This window comes from Sphingobium sp. DC-2, from assembly GCF_000722555.1.
Lineage (GTDB): Bacteria > Pseudomonadota > Alphaproteobacteria > Sphingomonadales > Sphingomonadaceae > Sphingobium > Sphingobium quisquiliarum.
Window position 1 is genome coordinate 314,988 of sequence record NZ_JNAC01000057.1, and the last position, 19,198, is coordinate 334,185.

21 protein-coding genes are annotated in these 19,198 nt (G+C 66.6%); 14 read left to right on the top strand and 7 right to left on the bottom strand.

Annotated elements, in window-relative coordinates:
- Positions 1 to 14 precede the first annotated feature (14 nt).
- Complete coding sequence (gene yihA / locus ET21_RS0114240; protein WP_051768179.1) at positions 15 to 698, top strand: ribosome biogenesis GTP-binding protein YihA/YsxC; 684 nt, start codon at positions 15 to 17, stop codon at positions 696 to 698.
- Between the two features lie 23 nt (positions 699 to 721).
- Here yihA and ET21_RS0114245 read toward each other — a convergent pair whose 3' ends face one another.
- Positions 722 to 1,279, bottom strand: coding sequence for a 2'-5' RNA ligase family protein (locus ET21_RS0114245; RefSeq protein WP_030540214.1), 558 nt, complete (start codon positions 1,277 to 1,279; stop codon positions 722 to 724).
- A 117-nt stretch (positions 1,280 to 1,396) separates the two neighbouring features.
- Between ET21_RS0114245 and ET21_RS0114250 the strand changes: the two genes are divergently transcribed.
- The 4 genes from ET21_RS0114250 to ET21_RS25930 all read left to right on the top strand — a co-directional run bounded on the left by ET21_RS0114250 (position 1,397) and on the right by ET21_RS25930 (position 4,795).
- Positions 1,397 to 1,831: a pyridoxamine 5'-phosphate oxidase family protein gene (locus tag ET21_RS0114250; RefSeq protein ID WP_021236393.1), complete on the top strand. Its 435-nt coding sequence runs from the start codon at positions 1,397 to 1,399 to the stop codon at positions 1,829 to 1,831.
- 216 nt (positions 1,832 to 2,047) lie between these two features.
- A complete protein-coding gene (locus ET21_RS0114255) occupies positions 2,048 to 2,494 on the top strand; it encodes a DoxX family protein (RefSeq protein WP_081856730.1) in 447 nt (148 codons plus the stop codon).
- A 70-nt stretch (positions 2,495 to 2,564) separates the two neighbouring features.
- Entirely contained in the window at positions 2,565 to 4,613 is a 2,049-nt protein-coding gene (locus ET21_RS0114260; protein ID WP_030540216.1) for a carbon starvation CstA family protein, read from the top strand.
- The gene (locus tag ET21_RS25930; RefSeq protein ID WP_037470967.1) at positions 4,610 to 4,795 is read left to right on the top strand and encodes a YbdD/YjiX family protein; all 186 of its coding nucleotides are present in this window, start codon (positions 4,610 to 4,612) and stop codon (positions 4,793 to 4,795) included. The genes ET21_RS0114260 and ET21_RS25930 overlap by 4 nt, the downstream gene beginning before the upstream one ends.
- 29 nt (positions 4,796 to 4,824) lie before the next feature.
- Here ET21_RS25930 and ET21_RS0114270 read toward each other — a convergent pair whose 3' ends face one another.
- Positions 4,825 to 5,742 (bottom strand): XdhC family protein, encoded by a 918-nt coding sequence (locus ET21_RS0114270; RefSeq protein WP_030540217.1) that lies wholly within the window; start codon positions 5,740 to 5,742, stop codon positions 4,825 to 4,827.
- The gene (locus ET21_RS0114275; protein WP_081856731.1) at positions 5,739 to 6,443 is read right to left on the bottom strand and encodes a S24 family peptidase; all 705 of its coding nucleotides are present in this window, start codon (positions 6,441 to 6,443) and stop codon (positions 5,739 to 5,741) included. The genes ET21_RS0114270 and ET21_RS0114275 overlap by 4 nt, the downstream gene beginning before the upstream one ends.
- A 118-nt stretch (positions 6,444 to 6,561) precedes the next feature.
- Here ET21_RS0114275 and ET21_RS28525 point away from each other — a divergent pair, with 118 nt between their 5' ends.
- Positions 6,562 to 6,747 (top strand): hypothetical protein, encoded by a 186-nt coding sequence (locus ET21_RS28525; RefSeq protein WP_021236387.1) that lies wholly within the window; start codon positions 6,562 to 6,564, stop codon positions 6,745 to 6,747.
- Positions 6,744 to 7,115 (top strand): hypothetical protein, encoded by a 372-nt coding sequence (locus tag ET21_RS0114285; RefSeq protein ID WP_030540219.1) that lies wholly within the window; start codon positions 6,744 to 6,746, stop codon positions 7,113 to 7,115. Before ET21_RS28525 ends, ET21_RS0114285 begins: the two co-directional genes overlap by 4 nt.
- 13 nt (positions 7,116 to 7,128) lie before the next feature.
- Here the strand turns inward: ET21_RS0114285 and ET21_RS0114290 are convergent, their stop codons facing one another.
- The gene (locus tag ET21_RS0114290; RefSeq protein WP_030540220.1) at positions 7,129 to 7,911 is read right to left on the bottom strand and encodes a hypothetical protein; all 783 of its coding nucleotides are present in this window, start codon (positions 7,909 to 7,911) and stop codon (positions 7,129 to 7,131) included.
- Positions 7,912 to 7,944: 33 nt separating this feature from the next.
- On the bottom strand, positions 7,945 to 9,171 hold the full coding sequence (locus tag ET21_RS0114295; protein WP_030540221.1) for a TIGR04063 family PEP-CTERM/XrtA system glycosyltransferase: 1,227 nt from the start codon (positions 9,169 to 9,171) through the stop codon (positions 7,945 to 7,947).
- Positions 9,172 to 9,391: 220 nt separating this feature from the next.
- Here ET21_RS0114295 and ET21_RS0114305 point away from each other — a divergent pair, with 220 nt between their 5' ends.
- The 5 genes from ET21_RS0114305 to ET21_RS0114325 all read left to right on the top strand — a co-directional run bounded on the left by ET21_RS0114305 (position 9,392) and on the right by ET21_RS0114325 (position 14,240).
- A complete protein-coding gene (locus tag ET21_RS0114305) occupies positions 9,392 to 10,759 on the top strand; it encodes a putative O-glycosylation ligase, exosortase A system-associated (RefSeq protein ID WP_030540222.1) in 1,368 nt (455 codons plus the stop codon).
- Complete coding sequence (locus ET21_RS0114310; protein WP_030540223.1) at positions 10,759 to 11,466, top strand: hypothetical protein; 708 nt, start codon at positions 10,759 to 10,761, stop codon at positions 11,464 to 11,466. Before ET21_RS0114305 ends, ET21_RS0114310 begins: the two co-directional genes overlap by 1 nt.
- A gap of 78 nt (positions 11,467 to 11,544) precedes the next feature.
- Complete coding sequence (locus ET21_RS0114315; RefSeq protein ID WP_021237393.1) at positions 11,545 to 12,552, top strand: DNA topoisomerase IB; 1,008 nt, start codon at positions 11,545 to 11,547, stop codon at positions 12,550 to 12,552.
- Positions 12,553 to 12,576: 24 nt separating this feature from the next.
- A complete protein-coding gene (locus tag ET21_RS0114320) occupies positions 12,577 to 13,746 on the top strand; it encodes a mechanosensitive ion channel family protein (RefSeq protein WP_030540224.1) in 1,170 nt (389 codons plus the stop codon).
- Positions 13,747 to 13,841: 95 nt separating this feature from the next.
- Positions 13,842 to 14,240: a hypothetical protein gene (locus ET21_RS0114325; RefSeq protein WP_021237391.1), complete on the top strand. Its 399-nt coding sequence runs from the start codon at positions 13,842 to 13,844 to the stop codon at positions 14,238 to 14,240.
- On the opposite strand, the gene dgcA is transcribed toward ET21_RS0114325, so the two are convergent.
- Positions 14,234 to 15,211, bottom strand: coding sequence for an N-acetyl-D-Glu racemase DgcA (dgcA, locus tag ET21_RS0114330; protein ID WP_030540225.1), 978 nt, complete (start codon positions 15,209 to 15,211; stop codon positions 14,234 to 14,236). The genes ET21_RS0114325 and dgcA overlap by 7 nt on opposite strands.
- Positions 15,212 to 15,316: 105 nt before the next feature.
- On the opposite strand from dgcA, the gene ET21_RS0114335 reads away from it, so the two are divergent.
- Together ET21_RS0114335 and ET21_RS0114340 are read left to right on the top strand one after the other, a co-directional pair.
- Complete coding sequence (locus ET21_RS0114335) at positions 15,317 to 16,603, top strand: class I SAM-dependent methyltransferase (RefSeq protein ID WP_030540226.1); 1,287 nt, start codon at positions 15,317 to 15,319, stop codon at positions 16,601 to 16,603.
- A gap of 67 nt (positions 16,604 to 16,670) precedes the next feature.
- The gene (locus tag ET21_RS0114340; protein ID WP_030540227.1) at positions 16,671 to 18,458 is read left to right on the top strand and encodes an ABC transporter transmembrane domain-containing protein; all 1,788 of its coding nucleotides are present in this window, start codon (positions 16,671 to 16,673) and stop codon (positions 18,456 to 18,458) included.
- A gap of 377 nt (positions 18,459 to 18,835) precedes the next feature.
- Here the strand turns inward: ET21_RS0114340 and ET21_RS0114345 are convergent, their stop codons facing one another.
- Positions 18,836 to 19,153 carry a PilZ domain-containing protein gene (locus ET21_RS0114345; RefSeq protein ID WP_030540228.1) on the bottom strand — a complete coding sequence of 106 codons (318 nt, stop codon included), beginning with the start codon at positions 19,151 to 19,153 and terminating at the stop codon, positions 18,836 to 18,838.
- Positions 19,154 to 19,198 lie beyond the last annotated feature (45 nt).

A 19,198-nucleotide genomic window follows, 5' to 3' on the forward strand; every position in this document is an offset into this window, starting at 1 on the left:
AGAACGGCGCGCCCATGGTTCTCGACAGGCTCGAACCGAACGGATGTAGCGTGGACGAACAACAACAGGCCGAGCTGATAGAGGAAGCGCGCAAGGTCTTCGCCGGGCCGATCACCTTTCTGAAATCGGCGCCGGACCTCAAATTCCTGCCCGGCATGGCCGTCAACGAAGTGGCGTTCGCGGGACGGTCGAATGTTGGCAAGTCCTCGCTGCTGAACGCGCTTACCGGCCGCAACGGCCTGGCCCGCACGTCGAACACGCCGGGGCGCACGCAGGAGCTGAATTTCTTCGACGTGGGCGATCCGCTGCGCTTCCGGCTCGTCGACATGCCGGGCTATGGCTATGCCAAGGCGCCCAAGGACATGGTGCGCAAGTGGCGATTCCTGGTGAACGACTATCTGCGCGGCCGGGCGAAGCTGAAACGCACGCTGGTGCTGATCGACAGCCGCCACGGCATCAAGGATGTCGATAACGATATCCTCGACATGCTGGACGCGGCCGCCGTCAGCTACCGCATCGTGCTGACCAAGGCGGACAAGGTGAAGGCCAGCCATCTGGCCGAAGTGACGCAGGCAACTGCGGACGCCATCCGCAAGCGCCCCGCCGCGCACCCCGACATCATCCCGACATCGAGCGAAAAGGGCATGGGCATAGCCGAACTGCGCGCCGCGGTTCTGGAAAGCGTGATGCAGGGCTGACGCGAGCCCCTGCCCTCCTCAGGTCAGAACAGCTCATATTGCCTGCCGCCGGCGAGCGGCCATGTTCCAAGCAGGTCATGACGGGTCCGGCCGACATGGCTGCAAATGAGCACGAATTCCTCCACGCGCCAGTGGAAGCCCTCGACCCGCCGCTGTTCGGGCCGTGCGGGCCGGTAGAAAAGCGTCTGGTGCGGGTTGAAGCTCCATCCGGGGCGCAGCGGAACCCCTGCCCTGCCCATGGCTTCGATGATCTGCCGTTGCAGCCTGCGGAGCGGCGGGACGGACCGCGACGGGCACAAGGCCGCCGACCTGTTGCTGATCCGCAGGCGGTCGAGCAGCAGATCGAACGGCTCGGCCATGACACACGTCCCTGCCCGCAGCAGCGCCTTTATGAGGTCATAGGGATAGTCGAGATGATCGGCCGTCACCCCCAGCGTCATATGCAGATGGTCCGGCTGGACCCGATAGGCCGCTGTCCCCATTGCGTGCGAGAAATGGTCTGTCTGGCGCGCGGCGACGCTCCCCGGCTTCAAGGCGAAGAATAGCCGGTAGAGCGGCCGATTGGCGATAAAATGGCGCATGTCTGCTGGTCCGAATCGATAATGTTCCCTTTATGTTCCTATAGCTGGGAAAAGGAGTCCAGCATGAACCGCCATGCCGCTGGCGCGTTGGGCGTGGACATAGGAAGGAGAGCCACGATGGTGCAACGAACGCTGGCGCAGCTTGCCGAAAAGATGAAGGACATCGACTTCGCGATGCTGTCGACCCGGACGGAAGGCGGGCGCATCGGCTCCCGCCCGATGAGCAACAATCGCGACGTCGAATATGACGGCGACAGCTATTATTTCACCACCGCCGACACGCTGATGGTCAGGGATATCGAGCAGGAGCCGCAGGTCGGCCTTTCATTCCAGGGCAAGAGCGGGCTGCTGGGGCACCGCCCGCTGTTCGTCGCCATCGAAGGCCGGGCGGAGCTGATCCGGGACAAGGGACAGTTCGAGCGCCACTGGAATTCCGACCTCGACCGCTGGTTCGATCAGGGCATCGACACGCCCGATCTGGTGATGATCAAGGTCCATGCCGAGCGCGCCCATTATTGGGACGGACAAGAGGAAGGCGAGATAGGACTTTGAGTCATAGGCTCGCGTGTGAGGCGTACCGAGGGCGTGGCCAAAACTCTCGCCTCCTGCTTGCGTGAGGAGGCCAGATGGGCCGTGAGCGGAGTCAGCGCTGTTGGGTGACGATAGGTGGAGCGATGCGGCGCAATCGCGCTCTCCCTTGGCCCCAAGCGGGAGGGGGACTTTGGCCGCGGCAGATTCAGGACGTTTGAGATGATGCCGTAACGCAAGATGCCATTTCCGGGTAAACAGGCAGCGCCGCCGCCAAGACACAAGCCCGAAGGCAATGCCCGCCGACGCGCGCGTTGGCTGCTGTCCGCTTTCTATATGGTTGCGGGGCTGGCGCATCTTCTGCGGCCCGCTGGGTTCCTGGCGATCATGCCGCCATGGGTGCCGTGGTCAGCGCAGGTGGTGGCGCTGACCGGCGCGGCCGAAATCGCGGGGGCGGTGGGGCTGCATATCCCGAGGTTGCGGCGAGCGGCCGGAGCGGGCCTTGCCCTTTATGCGCTGTGCGTCTGGCCCGCCAATTTCCACCATGCAATCAGCGGCATCCCGCTGGGCGGCGTCGATCTGGGCTGGCGCTATCATGGTCCGCGCCTCGCGCTGCAACCGGTCATCATCTGGTGGGCGCTTTGGGCGAGCCGGGTCATCGACTGGCCCTTTTTGCGGCGCGCCTGACCCCAGGCGATTGTGTTTGCAGGCCGGAGGATTACTGTGCCGGGCCAACCCGACGCAGGCAGAGAGAGCGATGACCCGGCACATCCCCTGGATCTTGATAGCCATCCTTGGCGCGGCGGCGCTGTCCGTGGTCGCGCTGTCGCGGGGGGAAGCGGTGAACGCGCTCTGGATCGTGGTCGCGGCGGTCAGCAGCTTCCTGGTCGCCTATCGCTATTATGCGCTCTTTATTGGCCGGACGGTCATGCGCCTGGACGATGGCCGCCCGACCCCGGCGATACGGCGGGCGGACGGGCTGGACTATGTGGCGACGGACAGGGTGGTGCTGTTCGGGCATCATTTCGCCGCCATCGCCGGGGCGGGGCCGCTGGTGGGGCCGGTGCTGGCGGCGCAGATGGGCTATCTGCCCGGCACGATCTGGATCATCGCGGGCGTGGTGCTGGCGGGCGCGGTGCAGGATTTCATGGTCCTGTTCATTTCCATGCGCCGCGACGGCAAGTCGCTGGGCGAACTCATCCGCATGGAAATGGGCCAGGTGGCGGGCACGATCGCGCTGTTCGGCGCCTTCATGATCATGGTGATCATCCTCGCCGTGCTGGCGCTGATCGTCGTCAAGGCGCTGGCCGAAAGCCCGTGGGGCATGTTCACGGTGGCCGCGACCGTGCCGCTCGCCATGCTGATGGGCGCCTATACGCGCTGGATCAGGCCGGGGCGGATTGGCGAAGTGTCGCTGATCGGCCTTGCCGGATTGCTTGCGGCCATCGTCTATGGCCAGTCCGTCGCGCAGTCGCCCTATTGGGGACCCCTCTTCACCTTCACGCCGTTGCAGCTATGCTGGATATTGGTGGGATATGGAGCGGTCGCGTCGGTGCTGCCCGTCTGGCTGCTGCTCGCGCCGCGCGACTATCTGTCGACCTTCCTCAAGATCGGGGCGATCGCGGCCCTTGCGATCGGCATCGTCATCATGGCCCCGCCGCTCAAGATGCATGCGGTGACGCAGTTCGTGAACGGCAACGGCCCGGTCTGGTCGGGCGGGCTGTTCCCCTTCCTCTTCATCACCATCGCCTGCGGCGCGGTGTCCGGCTTCCACGCGCTGATCGCCAGCGGGACCACGCCCAAGCTGATCGCGCGGGAGGGCGACGCGCCCATCATCGGCTATGGCGCGATGCTGATGGAGGCCTTCGTCGCGATCATGGCGCTGGTCGGCGCGTCGATCCTGGACCCCGGCGTCTATTTCACCATGAACAGCCCGGCGGCCGTGATCGGCACCGACCCCGCGAGCGCCGCCGCCGCCGTGACCGCCATGGGCTTTCCCATCGCGCCGGAGGTCATCGCCCAGACCGCAAGGGATGTGGGCGAACACACGATCATCTCCCGCACCGGCGGCGCGCCTACCTTGGCGGTGGCGATGGCCGAAATCTTCTCCCATGTCGTAGGCGGCCCGGCGATGAAGGCCTTCTGGTATCATTTCGCGATCCTGTTCGAAGCACTGTTCATCCTGACCGCCGTGGACGCGGGCACGCGCGCGGGACGCTTCATGTTGCAGGACCTGATCGCGCTGGCCGTGCCCGGCTTCAAGCAGACGGCGTCCTTCCTGCCCGGCCTTGTCGCGACGGTGCTGACGGTCGCGGCGTGGGGCTTCTTCCTCTATCAGGGCGTCACCGATCCGCTGGGCGGGGTGAACACGCTGTGGCCGGTGTTCGGCATATCCAACCAGATGCTGGCGGCGATCGCGCTGATGCTGGCGACGGCCGTGCTGTTCCGCATGAAGCAGGACCGCTATGCCTGGGTCACGGTGCTGCCGACCGCGTGGCTGCTGATCTGCACCCTGTCGGCCGGCTGGCTGAAACTGTTTTCCGCCGATCCCAAGGTCGGATTCCTGGCCCATGCGGCACGGTTCGGCACGGCTGCGGACCAGGGCGAGATCCTTGCCCCGGCCAAGTCCATGGCGGAGATGCGGCAGATCATCTTCAACGACCGGGTGGATGCGGCGCTGGTCGCGCTGTTCCTGGCGGTGGTGCTGTCGGTGCTGTTCTTCACCATCCGCACCTGCCTTTCGGCGCGGCGGGCGGCCGGACCCACGGCCACCGAAATCCCGGCGCGGCTGGTCCCGGCGGAATGAGCGCCTTGCTTCCCCGGCTGAAACGCATCGGCGCGATGATGGTCGGCATGCCCGATTATGACACCTATCTCGCCCATATGCGCCGCCATCATCCCGAGCGCACCCCGATGGACCGGACGCAGTTTTTCCGCGAGCGGCAGGAGGCGCGCTATGGCGGGCGCAATGGGGGGAAATGCTGCTAGGGGCCAGCCCGAACGGTTGGAGGAAGCGCTCAGCTCCGTGCGTTGAACCCGGCGATCATGCCGGCAGCGATCGACAAGGCGATTTCGGCGGGTCCCACCGCGCCGATGTCCAGCCCGGCGGGTCCGTCGATGCGCGCGAGGTCGCTGGCCGCAAAGCCCATCGCGCCCAGCCGCTCCAGCCGCGCCGCGTGGCTCTTGCGCGAGCCCAGCGCCGCGACATAGCCGGTGGGCGCGCGCAAGGCGGCGGCAAGGGCCGGGTCGTCGATCTTGACGTCGTGGCTGAGCGTCACCACGGCGGTGGATTCGCCGGGACGATAGGCGGCGACCGCTTCGTCGGGCCAGCGGTCGTCCAGCGCCACGCCGGGGAACCTCTCTTCGGTCAGGAAGCGGCCGCGCGGATCAATCACCACCGGAGCGACGCCGATCGCCTGCGCCAGCGCGCTCAGCGACTGGGCGATCTGCACCGCGCCGACGATCAGCAGGCGGCGGGGCGGGTCGTAGCGGTTCTGGAACTGGCCCTCGACCGCGCCTTCGCGGGTGAGCGCGCTTTCAAGGTCGGTGGACAGGATGAGCGGCTGGCCTGCCTCGCTTGCCTGAAGGATGCGGTCGAACAGTGAAGGGGGAAAGCCTTGCTCCGCAACCGGCTGCACCAGCACGCGGATTTCGCCGCCGCAAGGCAGGCCCACTGCCCAGGCGTCGCCGTCGGCCACGCCATAGCAGGCCAGATGGCCCGGACGCCCCGCTATCACTTCCTCCGCCCGTTGCAGAATGTCCGATTCGACGCATCCGCCGGAAATGCTGCCTTCGAACCGGCCATCGGCGTGGATGATCATATGGCTGCCGCGCGGACGGGGGGCCGATCCCCAGGTCGTGACCACCGTCGCCAGCGCCATCGGTGCGCCGCGCCATTCGATCGCCTTGCGGATCACCGCGTCATTGTCGTTCAACCGCATTCTCCTGCCCGGCCGCACATAGGTGCGGCCTGCCGCCGCGCCAAGTCAGACGAGGCGGGGCCGACAATGGCAACCAGCGCCGGGTCGATATCGATCCAGCCGGGATAAAGGGCATTGTCGCTGAGCACGCTGAACAGCCCCCGGCGCGGGCCAAGCGCGATGCGCTTCACCATCAGCACGCCGTCGAGCCGCAGCACGTAAACGCCGTCGCGCAGCCGATCGGCGCCATCCTCATGATCGACCATGATCTCGTCGCCGTCATTGAGCGTCGGCGCCATCGATTCGCCGTCTACGCGGATGATGGAGACCCGCTGCGGCTGAACGCCCAGATGCCGCAGCCAGTTGGCGTCGAAGGCCATTGCGCCGGTCGCCCGCTCATCCTCGTCCAGCGATCCGGGGCCTGCCGATGCGCCAAGAGACAGGCGCGGGACAGTGACGACAGCGGGCAGGGAACGGGATTTCCGCACCGGCGCGACGGAGGATGATCCGCCCAGTAATTGTTCCGCCACGCCGAAATAGCGGGCGAGCACGCGCCTGTCCTCTTCATCCAGCTTGCGCGGCGTGCCCCGTTTGATGAACTGCTGGATATAGGCCGGATTGCGTTTCAGCAGCCGCGACAGGTCGGCATAGTTTTCGCCGCGCTCGGCAATGAGCCGCTCAAGGATGATGCGAGGATCTTCTTCACTACCGGCCATGGCTCGTTCCTACTAATAGGAATTTTCCTAGACAAGTAGGAAATAGGTTTTCACATAGGAAATCACCTATCGAATCACATCGGGTGAGTCGAATATCGCAAGAGGGAGAAGGACCGGCATGCTGCTTCGCGCCGTCGAAAAATTTCTGCGGGAAAATGGCATTCCAGCGACGCGCTTCGGCCGGGAGAGCGTGCGTGATCCCCGTCTGGTCTTCGACCTTCGTCAGGGCCGCGAACCCGGCGAACGGATAAAGAGACGGATAGAACATTTCATGAACACATATCGCAGGAGCGCCGGACAATGACAAGCATGGATATGATCAGCAGGCCGGATAAATTGGTCGCGGACGAAGCAAAGGCGGCCAGGCCGCGCGATCCCCTGCCCCGGCTGCTGGCGCAACTGACGGCGCGCGCTGGCGAACCGGCGGGCGTCGCGCGCGCGGCGAGCCGTCCCTGGGCGAGCGCGCTGTTCCAGGGACGGCGGCATGTCGTGACGCTGCGGCTATCGGGCGGGGACGCCCCTCAACGGGCGCGCCGCTTCTGTCAGGGCATAGAGGAGACCGAATGGACCCTGCCGGGGCAATTCGTCGCCGACATCAGCATCGATGAGACGCGTTCGGATGGTGACGGCGAATGGATCGAACTATCCGCGCTGACCATCGAGGAATGGTGACGCGCGCGGCGGATCAGCGGGTGCGTTCCGCCATGGCGCGGAGCGTGCCCAGAGCGGCGCGCAAGGCTTGATCGACATCATCCTCGACGCGAGCGCGCACGGGGATGGCCTGTTCGACGGGCATGTCCGCCAGCACCTGCTGTCCCCCGCCGGTCCGCCGTTCGCGCCGGGCAAGGCCGCGTTCGAGGCGGGCGGTGAGGTCGGCCAGCGTGGGCGGTTCGGCGATGACGGGCGTGGGCGCAGGCGCCTCCGCCATCTCTTCAAATGCCGCTTCCTCGACATGCGGCAGCGCCTCCGGGAGAACGGCCTCTGGCTGCCCGGCCGCCTCGACGGGTTCGGACTGCGGCTGGGCCGGGGCGATGCGGGGGAAGATGTCGATCCCGCCGAAATCGCGGCTCGCGAAGATCGGCGTGCGCGCAGGCGCATCGGGGTGGGCGTCGGCCCGGCGCAAGGCAGGACGCCCCGCGCGTGATCCCGTGGCGCGGCCGCGCGACAGCCAGCTCAGCTTCGACAATGCAAAACCCATGTCACTCACTCCCTGGACGCGATGCCAGCGTCCATAATCCTGTAAAAGGGGCGTCGAGACGCTTGCTCTGCCCGCCCAGCTCAACCCCATCACCATGAGCGCGCCGAAGCCCGCCAGAACAAGCCGCGCCTTCCACCCCAGCGGCGGCGCGGCGGCGGGCCAGACTTCGCTCAGCCCGCTCGACGCGACGATCGTTTCCACCAGCCCCGCCGGCAGCGCCAGCAGCACGGCAGCGGCGGCGATACCACTCAGCAAGGCGGGCGTGATCATGCGCCTGGATGGTGCGCCCATGGCCAGCATCGCTCACGCCGCCGCGCGCAGGCGCTGCGGCGAATCGAGCAGCCGCCGGTAAACCGGTTCGTAGCGCAGAATATTTGACGACCAGTTACGCTCCCGCTCGACAAAGGCGCGCGCCACCGCCCGGCGTTCGGGCCAGAAGCTGCGATCGGCGAACATGCCGCCCAATGCCACCGCGATGGCGGCGGGATTGCCCGGCGCGAACAATGTGCCGGTGACGCCATCCTCGATCAGCTCGCGATGGCCGCCCACATCCGATGCTGCGACAAGGCGGCCCTGCGCCATCGCCTCCAAGGGCTTGAGCGGGGTCACCAGATCGGTGAGGCGCATCGCCTTGCGCGGATAGGCAAGGATGTCGACCTGCGCATAATAATGTTCGACCTGATCGTGCGGCACGCGTCCGGCGAAGAGGATATGGTCGGCGAAGGGGGACGCCATGGCCTGATCGCGCAGCGCCTGTTCGCAGGGGCCGCCGCCTACCAGCAACAGCTTGACCCTGGGGCGCAGCCGGACGAGTCGCGGCATGGCGGCGATCAGGTGGTCGATCCCCTCATAATCGTAGAAGCTGCCGATGAAGCCGACGACGTCAGCGCCCTCCAGCCCCAGCCGGGCGGTGAGCGCGGGATCGCGCGGCACCGGATCGCCGAACTGGTCCATGTCGACGCCATTGGGCGACACGATGATCTTGCCCGCGTCAACGCCGCGCGCGATCAGGTCGCCGCGCAGCCCTTCGCAGATGACCGCCACCGCATCGGCGGCGCGAACCGCGTGGGTTTCCAGTTGCCGCGTCAGCCAGTAGCGCGGGCTGCCTTCGGTGCCGGTGCCGTTGCCGACCGCCGCATCTTCCCAGAAGGCGCGGATTTCGTAGATCATGGGAATGCCGTGGCGCTTCGCCACGCGCTGGGCCGCCATCGCGTTCAGCACGGGCGAATGGGCATGGATGATGTCCGGCCGCCAACCGGCGATCAGCGATTCGATCGCTTCGGCATGCGCGGAAATGTCGCGCCATTCGCGCAGCAGCGGATTGCCGCTGGCCGCTTCCCCGCCGGTGCGATGGAAGCGCAGGCCGTCCACGACCTCCTCCAGCGGCCCCGGCGCGCCGTGGCGGCGGCCGGTGATCCCCCGTACCTCCCACCCCTTCGCCGCCTGCGCCCGCAGGATCGCGCGGGTGCGGAAAGTATAGCCGCTGTGCATCGGCAGGCTGTGATCGAGGACGTGGAGTATCCGGGTCATGGCCCGATTCTTTGCCTGAAAAGGTTTAACGGGCCGTCAACTCTGTTGGCGTAGGACGGGAGCGTTCGGACGGAAGAACAGTGTGATAACGGATATCTCGCGCGCAGGATGATCGACGCCCTTTCCCTTCTCATCAGTCATGGCGTGATCATGCTGGCCGCGTGGCGGCTGCTGTCGCGCGATGACCTGGACGATGAATCCGCGCAGGAGCAGGCGCCCGATGCGTGACCTGTTCTTCGTCGCCTTTCTGGGCGCGTTCTTCCTGCTGGGCCTGCGCCGTCCGTTCTTGCTGGTGGCGGTCTATGCCTATATCGACATCGTGTCGCCGCAGCGGCTGTCCTATTTCCTGCTGAACAGCATCCCGATTTCCGCCATCGCCTTCGCGGCGGCGGTGGGCGCGTGGCTCGTGGCGGACAAGAAGGCCGACTGCCGCTTTTCGATGCGGCAGGTGCTGCTGCTGATCCTGCTCGCCTGGTGCGGCTATACCACCGCGACCGCCGATTTCCCGCTGAACGCGCATACCAAATGGGAATGGGTGTGGAAGGCGATGATCTTCGCCATCTTCCTGCCGCTCACCCTGCGCACCCGGCTGCGGCTGGAGGCGCTGACGCTATTCATGGTGCTGTGCGCCAGCACCATCATCATCAACGGCGGCATGAAGACGGCATTGTCGGGCGGCGGCTATGGCGTGCTCAACCTGATGGTCGACAATAATAGCGGCCTTTATGAAGGCAGCATCATAAGCTGCGTCGCGATATCGCTGATCCCGCTGATCCTGTGGCTGGCGAAACATGGGACGGTCTTTCCGCCCGACTGGCGGGTGCGCACCTTTGCCTATGCGCTGTGCTTTGCCTGCCTGCTGATGCCGATCGGCACGGAAGCACGCACGGGTCTCGTCTGCATCGTGGTACTGGCGGGGCTGATGTTCATGCGGTCGAAGCGGCGCTTCGTCTACGGTCCGCTCATGGCGCTGGCCGCGCTCGCCGCCATCCCCTTCCTGCCCGCCAGCTTCACCGAGCGCATGTCCACCATCGAGAACCACCAAGGCGACGAAAGCGCTTCCACGCGTCTTGCCGTGTGGAAGTGGACGCTCGCTTATGTGAAGGAGCATCCGGGCGGCGGCGGCTTCGACAATTATCTTCAGAACAGCTTCACCTATTTCACGCAGGAACGGGTGACCGACAGCGGCGGTTCACGCATGGAGCGCCGTGTGGTGACGGACAAGGGCCGCGCCTATCACAGCGCCTATTTCGAGATGCTTGGGGAGCAGGGCTATTTCGGCTTTGCCATCTGGGCGCTGCTGCACCTCATCTGCTTCATCAGGACGGAATCCATCCGCCGCCTCTATCGCAATTGCGATGGCCCCGGCGAGGCATGGGTCGCGCCCTTCGCGCTGGCGTTACAGCAGGGCCATATCGTCTACATGGTGGGATCGCTGTTCGTCGGCATCGCCTACCAGCCGTTCATTTTCATGATGCTGTCGCTCCAGATCGGGCTGGACACCTATCTGACCCGCAAGCGGCGGGAAACCGCGCGGCGGCAGCTATCACCATTGGGACCATTGCGGCCCGCACAGGGGGGAGTGTGATGAGGGGAGAATTGCGGGTGCTGGGCGTGGCGCACGGCCTGTTGCTGGGCCTTGTGCTGGCGTCGCCCATGATCGGGACGGAGGCCCTGCCCTGGGGAGTCGAGGCGCTGTTCATCATCGCGGCCTTCCAGTTGCGGCTCGCCGACCGGCGGTGGGACGTACGGGCTGGGCTGCGCGGCTGGGGCAGCCATATCCGCATGGCGCCTTCGCGGCTCGTTCCATGGGCGGGAACGGCTGTGGTCGCGGTCATTGCCGGGCCGGGACAGGCTGCATTGGCGGGATCGATCCTGACCGCCGTGCTGCTGGGCGAATTGCTGATCTACCCGGCGGCGGCGAACCTGCTGGGCCGTCTGCCCCGGCCGGGGCTGGCGGGACTGATAATCCTGCTGCTGATCGCCTGCGGCCTTAGCGAACCGGGACATGCGAGCCGCCTGACCGCCGCCTTCGCCCTGGGCATGAGCGGCTGCGTCTTCTGGATGCGCGGCCCGGATGGGGAGGCGCGAGCGACGGCGCTGTCGGCGGCCAGCGCAGCAGCGGCCTTTCTGGGCGCGGTCTATTTTCCGGCGGCGGCACCCCTGCTGATTCCGGCGGGCGTGCTGGCCACGACCATCACCCTGGCGCACCTGTCCGTCATCCGCCGCCAGCCGCAGCATTGGCGGCTGCGCGACGGCGCGCGGCCGGTCCGCTCGCTTCCGGGCCGGTCCTGACGAAAGGCGCGCGGCGACGGCCGGACAAGGGGGAACGAAGCGGGAGACGGCGGGTTCTGTCAGGCTGAGAAGGAACCCATGCCCCAAAGCCGCCTCGTCCACTCCAATGACAGTCTACCGGGGATTTCGCGCAAGGCGCTCAAGCGGGGTTGGGCCTATTTCCTGCCGGACGGCACCCGCATCACCGACCGGGAAGAGATCGACCGGCTGAACGGCATCGGCATGCCCCCCGCCTATCGCGACTGCTGGTTCTGCCCCAAGCCCAACGGCCACATCCAGGCGACCGGCTATGACGACCGGGGGCGCAAGCAATATCGTTACCATCCCGAATTCCGCGCCGCGCGCGAGGCGGAAAAATATGGCGGCTGCGCCGCCTTCGGGCGCGCCTTGCCCAAGCTGCGCGCGCGGATCGAGGCTGACCTGTCCAGCCGGGGGCTGCGCAAGGAACGGACCATCGCCGCCGTCGTCCGCCTGCTGGACCTGGCCAAGGTCAGGGTGGGCAATGAGCAATATGCGGCCGCCAACAAGAGTTTCGGCGCGACCACCCTGCGCCGCCGTCATCTGGACCTGAAAGGGCAGCGGATGCGGCTGCGTTACCGCGCCAAGTCCGGGCGCGAACATGACCTGACCATCAGCGACCGGCGGCTGCTGCGCTTCGTGCGGGCGATGCAGGACCTGCCGGGGCAGCATCTGTTCCAATATCTGGATGAGGACGGCATCGCGCGGCCGATCAGTTCGGGCGACGTCAACGCCTATATCGCCGAAGCGATGGGCGGCGATTTCACCGCCAAGCATTTCCGCACATGGGGCGCATCGACGATCGCCTTCGAAACGCTGGCGTCCGGGCCGGTTTCGCTCGCCCAGATGGTCGCGCCCGTGGCCGAGGCGCTGGGCAACACGCCCGCGATCAGCCGCAAAAGCTATATCCACCCGGCGCTGATCGACCTCTGCAAATCGGGGCAGGACGAATGGCGCAAGGGGCTTCGCTTGCCGCGCAGCACGCGCTATCTCACCCGTTACGAACGCGGACTGATCGCCTTTCTGGAAGAAGGCGGGGCGACCCCCGCGCTCCCGATGGCGGCCTGACCGCCTGTCAGATCAAGGATGTTCATGACCGCGAAGAAAGACCCTGCCCCGCCCGCAATGGACGTGCGCCTGCCCAATCTGGCGGAGATGTGGCGTGCCACTCTGGACTGGCTCAGCGTCCATTCGTTGCAGATATTGATCGCGGCCGGGGCGGCGATCATCATCTATCTGGCGCTTGCGGCGCTGCTGGGCTTTGCCAAGCGCATCCTGACGCGGCCGGGCGACCCGCTCGGCCTGTCCCATGTCATAGGGCGGGCGATATCGCGGACCAATCATTTCTTCATGGTCATGGTCGCGGCGCGGCTGGTCGTCAGCTACGCCAATCCGCCGCTACTGCTGCTGAGCACCGTCAGCTTCCTGTTCACCATCGCCGCCGTGTTCCAGGCCGCCATCTGGGCGCGCGAAATCATCCTGGGCCTGATCGAGCGCCGGACATCGGCGGAAGACGGCCATGGCGAGACGCTGGCCAACGCGATGGGGCTGATCCGCGTCCTGGTGACCTTCGCCCTGTTCGCGATCGCCGCTGTCGTCGTGCTCGACAATCTGGGCGTCAACGTCACCGGCCTGGTCGCTGGTCTTGGCATCGGCGGCATCGCCATCGGCCTTGCCGCGCAGGGGATATTTTCCGACCTGTTCGCCGCCCTGTCGATCATCTTCGACAAGCCGTTCCGCCGGGGCGAGGTCATCACCTATGACCAGACCACCGCGCGGGTGGAGCGCATCGGCCTGAAATCCACCCGCCTGCGCGCCATGTCGGGCGAGAAGAAGGTGATTTCGAACGCGAACCTGTTGCAGAAGGAAATCACCAGCCTGCAAACGCTGGCGCAGCGGCGGGTGACCTTCGGCCTCGGCATCATATACCAGACGCCCGATGAAAAGGCGGACGCCATTCCGGACATGCTGCGGCAAATCGTGGAGGCGGAGGGTTTCATCTTCGTCAATGCCGGGCTGGTGCGCTTTGGCGCGAGTTCGCTGGACTATGAGTTGAACTTCGACGTGCCCGACCCCGACCGGCACGACTATTTCCTGTCCCGCCACCGCATCGGCATCGCCATATGGAAGCGGTTCAAGGCCGAGGGGATCGAGTTCGCCTACCCGACGCAGACCAGCTTCACCGCCGCGCCGGACGGCACCGCCATCATGCCTTATCCCGACCCCATCCATGTCGAAGGCGCGCCCAGGCGCTTCACCTGAACGGATTTTCGATTCGGTCCGTCCCGCCGCAGCTTGCTGGTGGGACGTGACGGATTCAGGAGAAGCGCAGGATTTTGGATTGAAAAGGGATTGCGATGTTCAACCGGAAGAAGGGCGCGATCGGCGCAGCGCTGGCGATGCTGGCGATCGCGCCTGCCGCTCATGCCGAAGGGCTGGGCGTTGAGGCCAATTACGGCCGCGCGCAGGGCGATTGGGGTGCGGAGCTGGGCGCTGGCTATGCGCTGGACCTGGCGGGTTTCAGCCTGACGCCGGGCGCTGGCGTCTATCTGCATGATGGCGATGCATCGCTCTATGGCCGGGTCGAGGCGACCTATACGCTGCCCGCCGCCGCGACCATCGGCGCTGGCGTCCGGTTCAGCGGCGACGATCCGCGTCCCTATGCGACCATCGCCATGCCGCTGATGCCCAAGCTGAAGATCAAGGGCAATCTGGGCCCCAAATATTATACCGCGGGACTGACGCTGGGCTACTGACCCGTTCCCCACAGGGTGCCAGGATGGAGCAGGCCGTCCTTGAGCGGCAGCCCGCCCTCCCTGTCGCTGGCCAGCAGCAATGCGCCGTCAAGGTCGATCCAGTCGGCGCCTTGCGCGACGAGCGCGGCGGGGGCGATGCCCAGCGACGTGCCCAGCATGCAGCCCACCATGATGCGGAAGCCGCGTTCGCGCGCTTCCCGCGCCAGCGCCAGCGCCTCGGTCAGGCCGCCCGCCTTGTCGAGCTTGATGTTCACCGCGTCGAAATCGCCCAGCCGGTCGAGGTCGGCGCGCGTGTGGCAGCTTTCGTCGGCGCAGAGCGGCAATGGCGCGCGAATGCCCGCCAGCCGCTCCTCCCGGCCATGGAGGACCGGCTGCTCCACCATCTCAACGCCAAGCTCCGACAGCGCCCGCGCTTGAGCGGCGATGTCCAGATCATGCCAGCTTTCATTGGCGTCGACGATCAGCCGCGCGGCAGGCGCGCCAGCCCTGACCGCCGCAATGCGGGCCAGATCGCCCTCGCCTGTCAGCTTGCATTTCAGCAGGGCGAAGCCGCGCGCGGCGGCCGCGCGCGCATCCGCCTCCATCCGCGCCGGATCATTGAGGCTGATGGTGAAGGCGGTGGGCAGCGGCGCGGGCGGCTCCAGCCCGGCGAGCTTCCATACGGAAATCCCAGCCCGCTTCGCTTCCAGATCCCACAAGGCGCAGTCGAGCGCGTTGCGCGCGGCCCCGCGCGGCATGGCGTGCAACAGGGCCTGCCGGTCGAGCGGGCCGTCATAGGCGTTGATCGCCGCCGCGCAGCCTTCCGCCGTTTCGCCCTCATAATAGATGGCGGTGCCTTCCCCCCGGCCCACATGATCGCCATCGCCGACAAGACAGGTCACGACATCCCCCACCGTCTTCGCGCCGCGGCTGATGATGAAGGCGCCCGCCACCGGCCAGCGTTCGACAGTCGCGGAAATTATGCGGGTCATCGGCGTTCCCTATCAGGAGAATTGACGGAGCGAGCATCGGCTCTATGCGAAAATCCCAAGCCGCCGCATAGTCCCGCCGGCTGTCGAAACAAGGATTGGCGCGCTGTGACTTCCCGTGAACTGACCGGATTTCTGCCACTGGCCGAACGGGCGGGCGATCCTGCACGGCGGCGCTTGTCCGATCTTGCCTGGCGCATCGGCTTTGGCGCGATCGGCTGGCCCTGGCTGCTGGCCAGCCTGTCGGGCGGGCGGAAGGCGGACAAGCGCGCCCTGCTGGACGAACTGGGCCTGCCGCACGACGCCCTGCCCCATCTGGGAAGCTGGAAGGCGGATGTCGGCTTCCTGCGGCATATCGTGCGGGAAATCGCGCGGCTGCGGCCTGCGCAGGTGGTGGAACTGGGCGCAGGCGCGTCCACGCTGATCGCGGCGCGGGCTCTAGCGCTGCATGGCGGCGGACGGCTGACCAGTTTCGACCAGCATGGCGGCTTTGCCGATGCGACGCGAACATGGCTGGCCGATCATGGATTGAAGGCCGACCTGCGCCATGCGCCACTGACCAGCGAAAGCGAGGATTGGCCGGGGCGCTGGTATGCGCTGGACGATCTGCCCGACCGCATCGACCTGCTGATCATCGACGGGCCGCCCTGGAGCGTGCATCCGCTGGTGCGCGGCGCGGCCGACAGCCTGTTCGCACGCCTCTCGCCCAATGCCGTCGTGCTGCTGGACGATGCGGCGCGGCCGGGCGAGCGGCTGGTCGCGCGCCGCTGGCGGCAGCGCTGGCCCCATATCGATTTCCGCCTGATGCATGACGGAACGAAGGGGACGCTCGTCGGCCGCCGCCGTGACATGACGGTGCCGGTCGCCAATGATAATGAAGGCGCGGGCGGCTGGCGGCATCTGGGCCGCGCCGCCGCGATCGCCGCCCTGATTTCCACCGGGTGGATCGCGCGGGGCGCACTTGGCGAATTTCCGCAGGCGGCGCAGGCCAGCCCCTTTCTGGATGAAGCCGCGGCATCCCATCGCGCGGGCCTGTTGCGGCAGAATATGGCGTCGCAGGTCGAAAGCGCGATGCTCAATACCGATGAGATCCGGCGCTCCACCGGCATCGTCCTGCCGCGCTTTCCCGGAAATTGGCAGGTCAACGACGTGCAACTGTTCCCGACACCCGACAGTCCGGCCATCGCCGTGTCGATCGTGACGCCAGCGGGGGAGCAGCTGACCTTCTTCGCCGACCGCGCCGAAACCCCGGCCGGGGCGCGGCCGTTGCTGGCACGCCGCGCGGACGACATCATCGCTTATTGGGAGGCGGGGGACATGGCCTATGCGCTCACCGGCCGCGCGCCTTCCCGCCGGATCATGACGCTGGCGGCGCAGATCACGCCCCGCGCCTGACGAACGTCTCCGGTCTCCATCCGATCCCTCGTTGAGGGATGATGCGCGGGCTGCTAAGCGCGCCCGCATGGAAGATGCGGAAAAATCCGGCGCGCGCGGGGATGCGCGATCCTCTCTTGGCAGCCTGCGGATGTTGTGGCGCTTTGCGGCGCGCTATCCGGGGCGGATTGCCGGAGCGCTGGCCGCGCTGATCGTCTCGTCGGCCGCCACGCTGGCGATCCCCAGCGGGTTCCGGCTGGTCATCGACCGCGGCTTCATGGGTGGCGGCGACATCAGCCGCTGGTTCCAATATCTGCTGCTGATCGTGATCATATTGGCGCTGGCCACCGCCGCGCGCTTCTACTTCGTGTCCTGGCTGGGCGAGCGGGTGGTCGCGGACATCCGGTCAGCGACGCAGGCGAACCTGCTGCGGCTGGAGCCCCGCTTTTTCGAGGAGAACCGCCCTTCCGAGATCGCGTCGCGCATGACCGCCGACACCGCGATCATCGATCAGGTGGTGGGATCGACCGTGTCGGTGGCGCTGCGCAACATCGTGACGGGCGTTGGCGGCCTGATCTACCTGTTCGCGCTGGCGCCGAAGCTGGCCGCCCTGCTTCTGCTGGGCATTCCCGTCGTGCTGCTGGTGATGATCAGCCTGGGACGGCGAGTGAGGAAGCTGTCCCGCGCCAGCCAGGACAGGCTGGCCGCCGTCGGCAGCATCACCGCCGAAGTGCTGGGCGCGATGAAGGTCGTCCAGGCGTTCGGGCAGGAACAGCGGGAATCGGGCCGGTTCGACGCAGCGGTGGAGGAAGGCTTCGCCACCGCGCGGCAGCGGATCATCCTGCGCGCGATAATGACGGCGGTGGTGATCGGGCTGGTGTTCGGGTCGATCACGATGGTGATGTGGCAGGGCGCGCTGGACGTCGCGGCGGGGCGTCTGTCAGGGGGCAGCATCGCCGCATTCGTGCTGACGGGCGGATTGGTGGCGGGCGCTTTCGGCGCGCTGTCCGAAACATGGGGCGACTTGCTGCGGGGCGCGGGGGCGGCCAGCAGGCTGCATGAACTGATGACGGCGGCGCCGCAGATCGTCGCACCCGCGCGCCCCGTACCCCTGCCCCGCATGCCCCAGGGCGCGCGCCTCCAGTTCGATGACGTGCATTTCAGCTACCCCACCCGGCCGGACCAGGCGGCGCTGCATGGCGTGACGCTGGACATAGCGCCGGGCGAGACGGTCGCCGTCGTCGGCCCGTCCGGCGCGGGCAAGTCGACGCTGATCCAGTTGGCGCTGCGCTTCTACGATCCTGACTCGGGCGTGATCCGGCTCAATGGCGTTGCCTTGCCGGAAAGCGACCCGGCGGACGTTCGCAGCATGATGGCCATGGTGCCGCAGGACAGCGTGATCTTTGCCGCTTCGGCACGTGACAATCTGCGGTTCGGCCGGTGGGATGCGAGCGATGAGGAGATTTGGGACGCAGCGCGCGCGGCCAATGCCGAAGCGTTCCTTCGCGCGCTGCCCCAAGGGCTGGACAGCTATCTGGGCGAAGGGGGAGCGCGCCTTTCGGGCGGGCAGCGGCAGCGGCTGTCGATCGCGCGGGCGCTGCTGCGCAACGCGCCGATCCTGCTGCTGGACGAGGCGACATCGGCCCTGGACGCGGAGTCCGAACGGCTGGTGCAGGATGCGCTCGGACGCCTGATGAAAGGGCGGACCACCATCGTCATCGCCCATCGGCTGGCGACGGTGCGCGCGGCCGATCGCATCATCGTTCTGGATGAAGGTCGTGTGGTCGAACAGGGCGATCACGCGTCGCTGATGACGAAAAGCGGGCTCTATGCGAGGCTGGCGAGCCTTCAATTCCAGGATGCGCCGGTTGGTTGAGGGTGAGGACTGAGCGATCGGCCCCATCTCACTTTCGTGCGAGCAGCGGCCTAATCTCAAGATTGAACTGGACTGCTGCTTTCGCAGGAAGATGGGGCCCTTATAGGGGCAACATGGGCGATAGCAGAGGCCGCGATAGGCTTTTGCCATCTGGCGGAGCTTCCTTCCCCTGCCCTTCACGGCGGGAGGCGGGAGAGGCAGATGCTGGCATCATTGTGAACACCCGCGCGGATGGGCGAGCTTCAATTCAGCCCCGGCGCGAAAAAACTGGCCATCGCATCTGGCGAACAAGGCGGAGCGGTTCTTCCTGTGGTTCGGCTTGACGGAAAGACGATGGGATCGTGCAGCTGGCGGCGCTGCCACGAAGCGCCTTGGCCTTAGAGGCTGATCCGCACGATATGGTCGAGTATGGCGGGGTGGAGCGGACGTTCGAACTGGCAGCCTGCTTCATGGCCCCTTGTCCACAGAACGAGCGCGCGGCGGCCTTCGAAGCCGGGCAGCATGATCCACAGGCTGTCGCCGCTGGCCAATTTCATGAAGCTCTGGAGGCGAAAGCCGGTCACGGAAAGGTCGGCCACCTTGCTCCTGAACCAGGTTTCGCCCGGCCGCCGCACCTTCACGGGCACCAGCAAGTGGCGGCGCGCGGCCTGGCGGCCTTCATTTCGCGAAACGTCGATTTGAAATTCTGCGCCCATGATGACCATCGCATTCCCAAGCCGGATGATCGCCGATCGAGGTAA

Coding starts and splice junctions, on each gene's coding strand:
- ET21_RS0114295 (WP_030540221.1), bottom strand. CDS start 9,171: ATGACCCGGATACTCCACGTCCTCGATCACAGCCTGCCGATGCACAGC.
- ET21_RS0114245 (WP_030540214.1), bottom strand. CDS start 1,279: ATGCGCCATTTTATCGCCAATCGGCCGCTCTACCGGCTATTCTTCGCC.
- dgcA (WP_030540225.1), bottom strand. CDS start 15,211: ATGACCCGCATAATTTCCGCGACTGTCGAACGCTGGCCGGTGGCGGGC.
- ET21_RS0114320 (WP_030540224.1), top strand. CDS start 12,577: ATGACCGCGAAGAAAGACCCTGCCCCGCCCGCAATGGACGTGCGCCTG.
- ET21_RS0114305 (WP_030540222.1), top strand. CDS start 9,392: ATGCGTGACCTGTTCTTCGTCGCCTTTCTGGGCGCGTTCTTCCTGCTG.
- ET21_RS0114310 (WP_030540223.1), top strand. CDS start 10,759: ATGAGGGGAGAATTGCGGGTGCTGGGCGTGGCGCACGGCCTGTTGCTG.
- ET21_RS0114325 (WP_021237391.1), top strand. CDS start 13,842: ATGTTCAACCGGAAGAAGGGCGCGATCGGCGCAGCGCTGGCGATGCTG.
- yihA (WP_051768179.1), top strand. CDS start 15: ATGGTTCTCGACAGGCTCGAACCGAACGGATGTAGCGTGGACGAACAA.
- ET21_RS0114290 (WP_030540220.1), bottom strand. CDS start 7,911: ATGATCACGCCCGCCTTGCTGAGTGGTATCGCCGCCGCTGCCGTGCTG.
- ET21_RS0114260 (WP_030540216.1), top strand. CDS start 2,565: ATGACCCGGCACATCCCCTGGATCTTGATAGCCATCCTTGGCGCGGCG.
- ET21_RS0114315 (WP_021237393.1), top strand. CDS start 11,545: ATGCCCCAAAGCCGCCTCGTCCACTCCAATGACAGTCTACCGGGGATT.
- ET21_RS0114275 (WP_081856731.1), bottom strand. CDS start 6,443: ATGGCCGGTAGTGAAGAAGATCCTCGCATCATCCTTGAGCGGCTCATT.
- ET21_RS0114285 (WP_030540219.1), top strand. CDS start 6,744: ATGACAAGCATGGATATGATCAGCAGGCCGGATAAATTGGTCGCGGAC.
- ET21_RS0114250 (WP_021236393.1), top strand. CDS start 1,397: ATGGTGCAACGAACGCTGGCGCAGCTTGCCGAAAAGATGAAGGACATC.
- ET21_RS0114340 (WP_030540227.1), top strand. CDS start 16,671: ATGGAAGATGCGGAAAAATCCGGCGCGCGCGGGGATGCGCGATCCTCT.
- ET21_RS25930 (WP_037470967.1), top strand. CDS start 4,610: ATGAGCGCCTTGCTTCCCCGGCTGAAACGCATCGGCGCGATGATGGTC.
- ET21_RS0114345 (WP_030540228.1), bottom strand. CDS start 19,153: ATGGGCGCAGAATTTCAAATCGACGTTTCGCGAAATGAAGGCCGCCAG.
- ET21_RS28525 (WP_021236387.1), top strand. CDS start 6,562: ATGCTGCTTCGCGCCGTCGAAAAATTTCTGCGGGAAAATGGCATTCCA.
- ET21_RS0114255 (WP_081856730.1), top strand. CDS start 2,048: ATGCCATTTCCGGGTAAACAGGCAGCGCCGCCGCCAAGACACAAGCCC.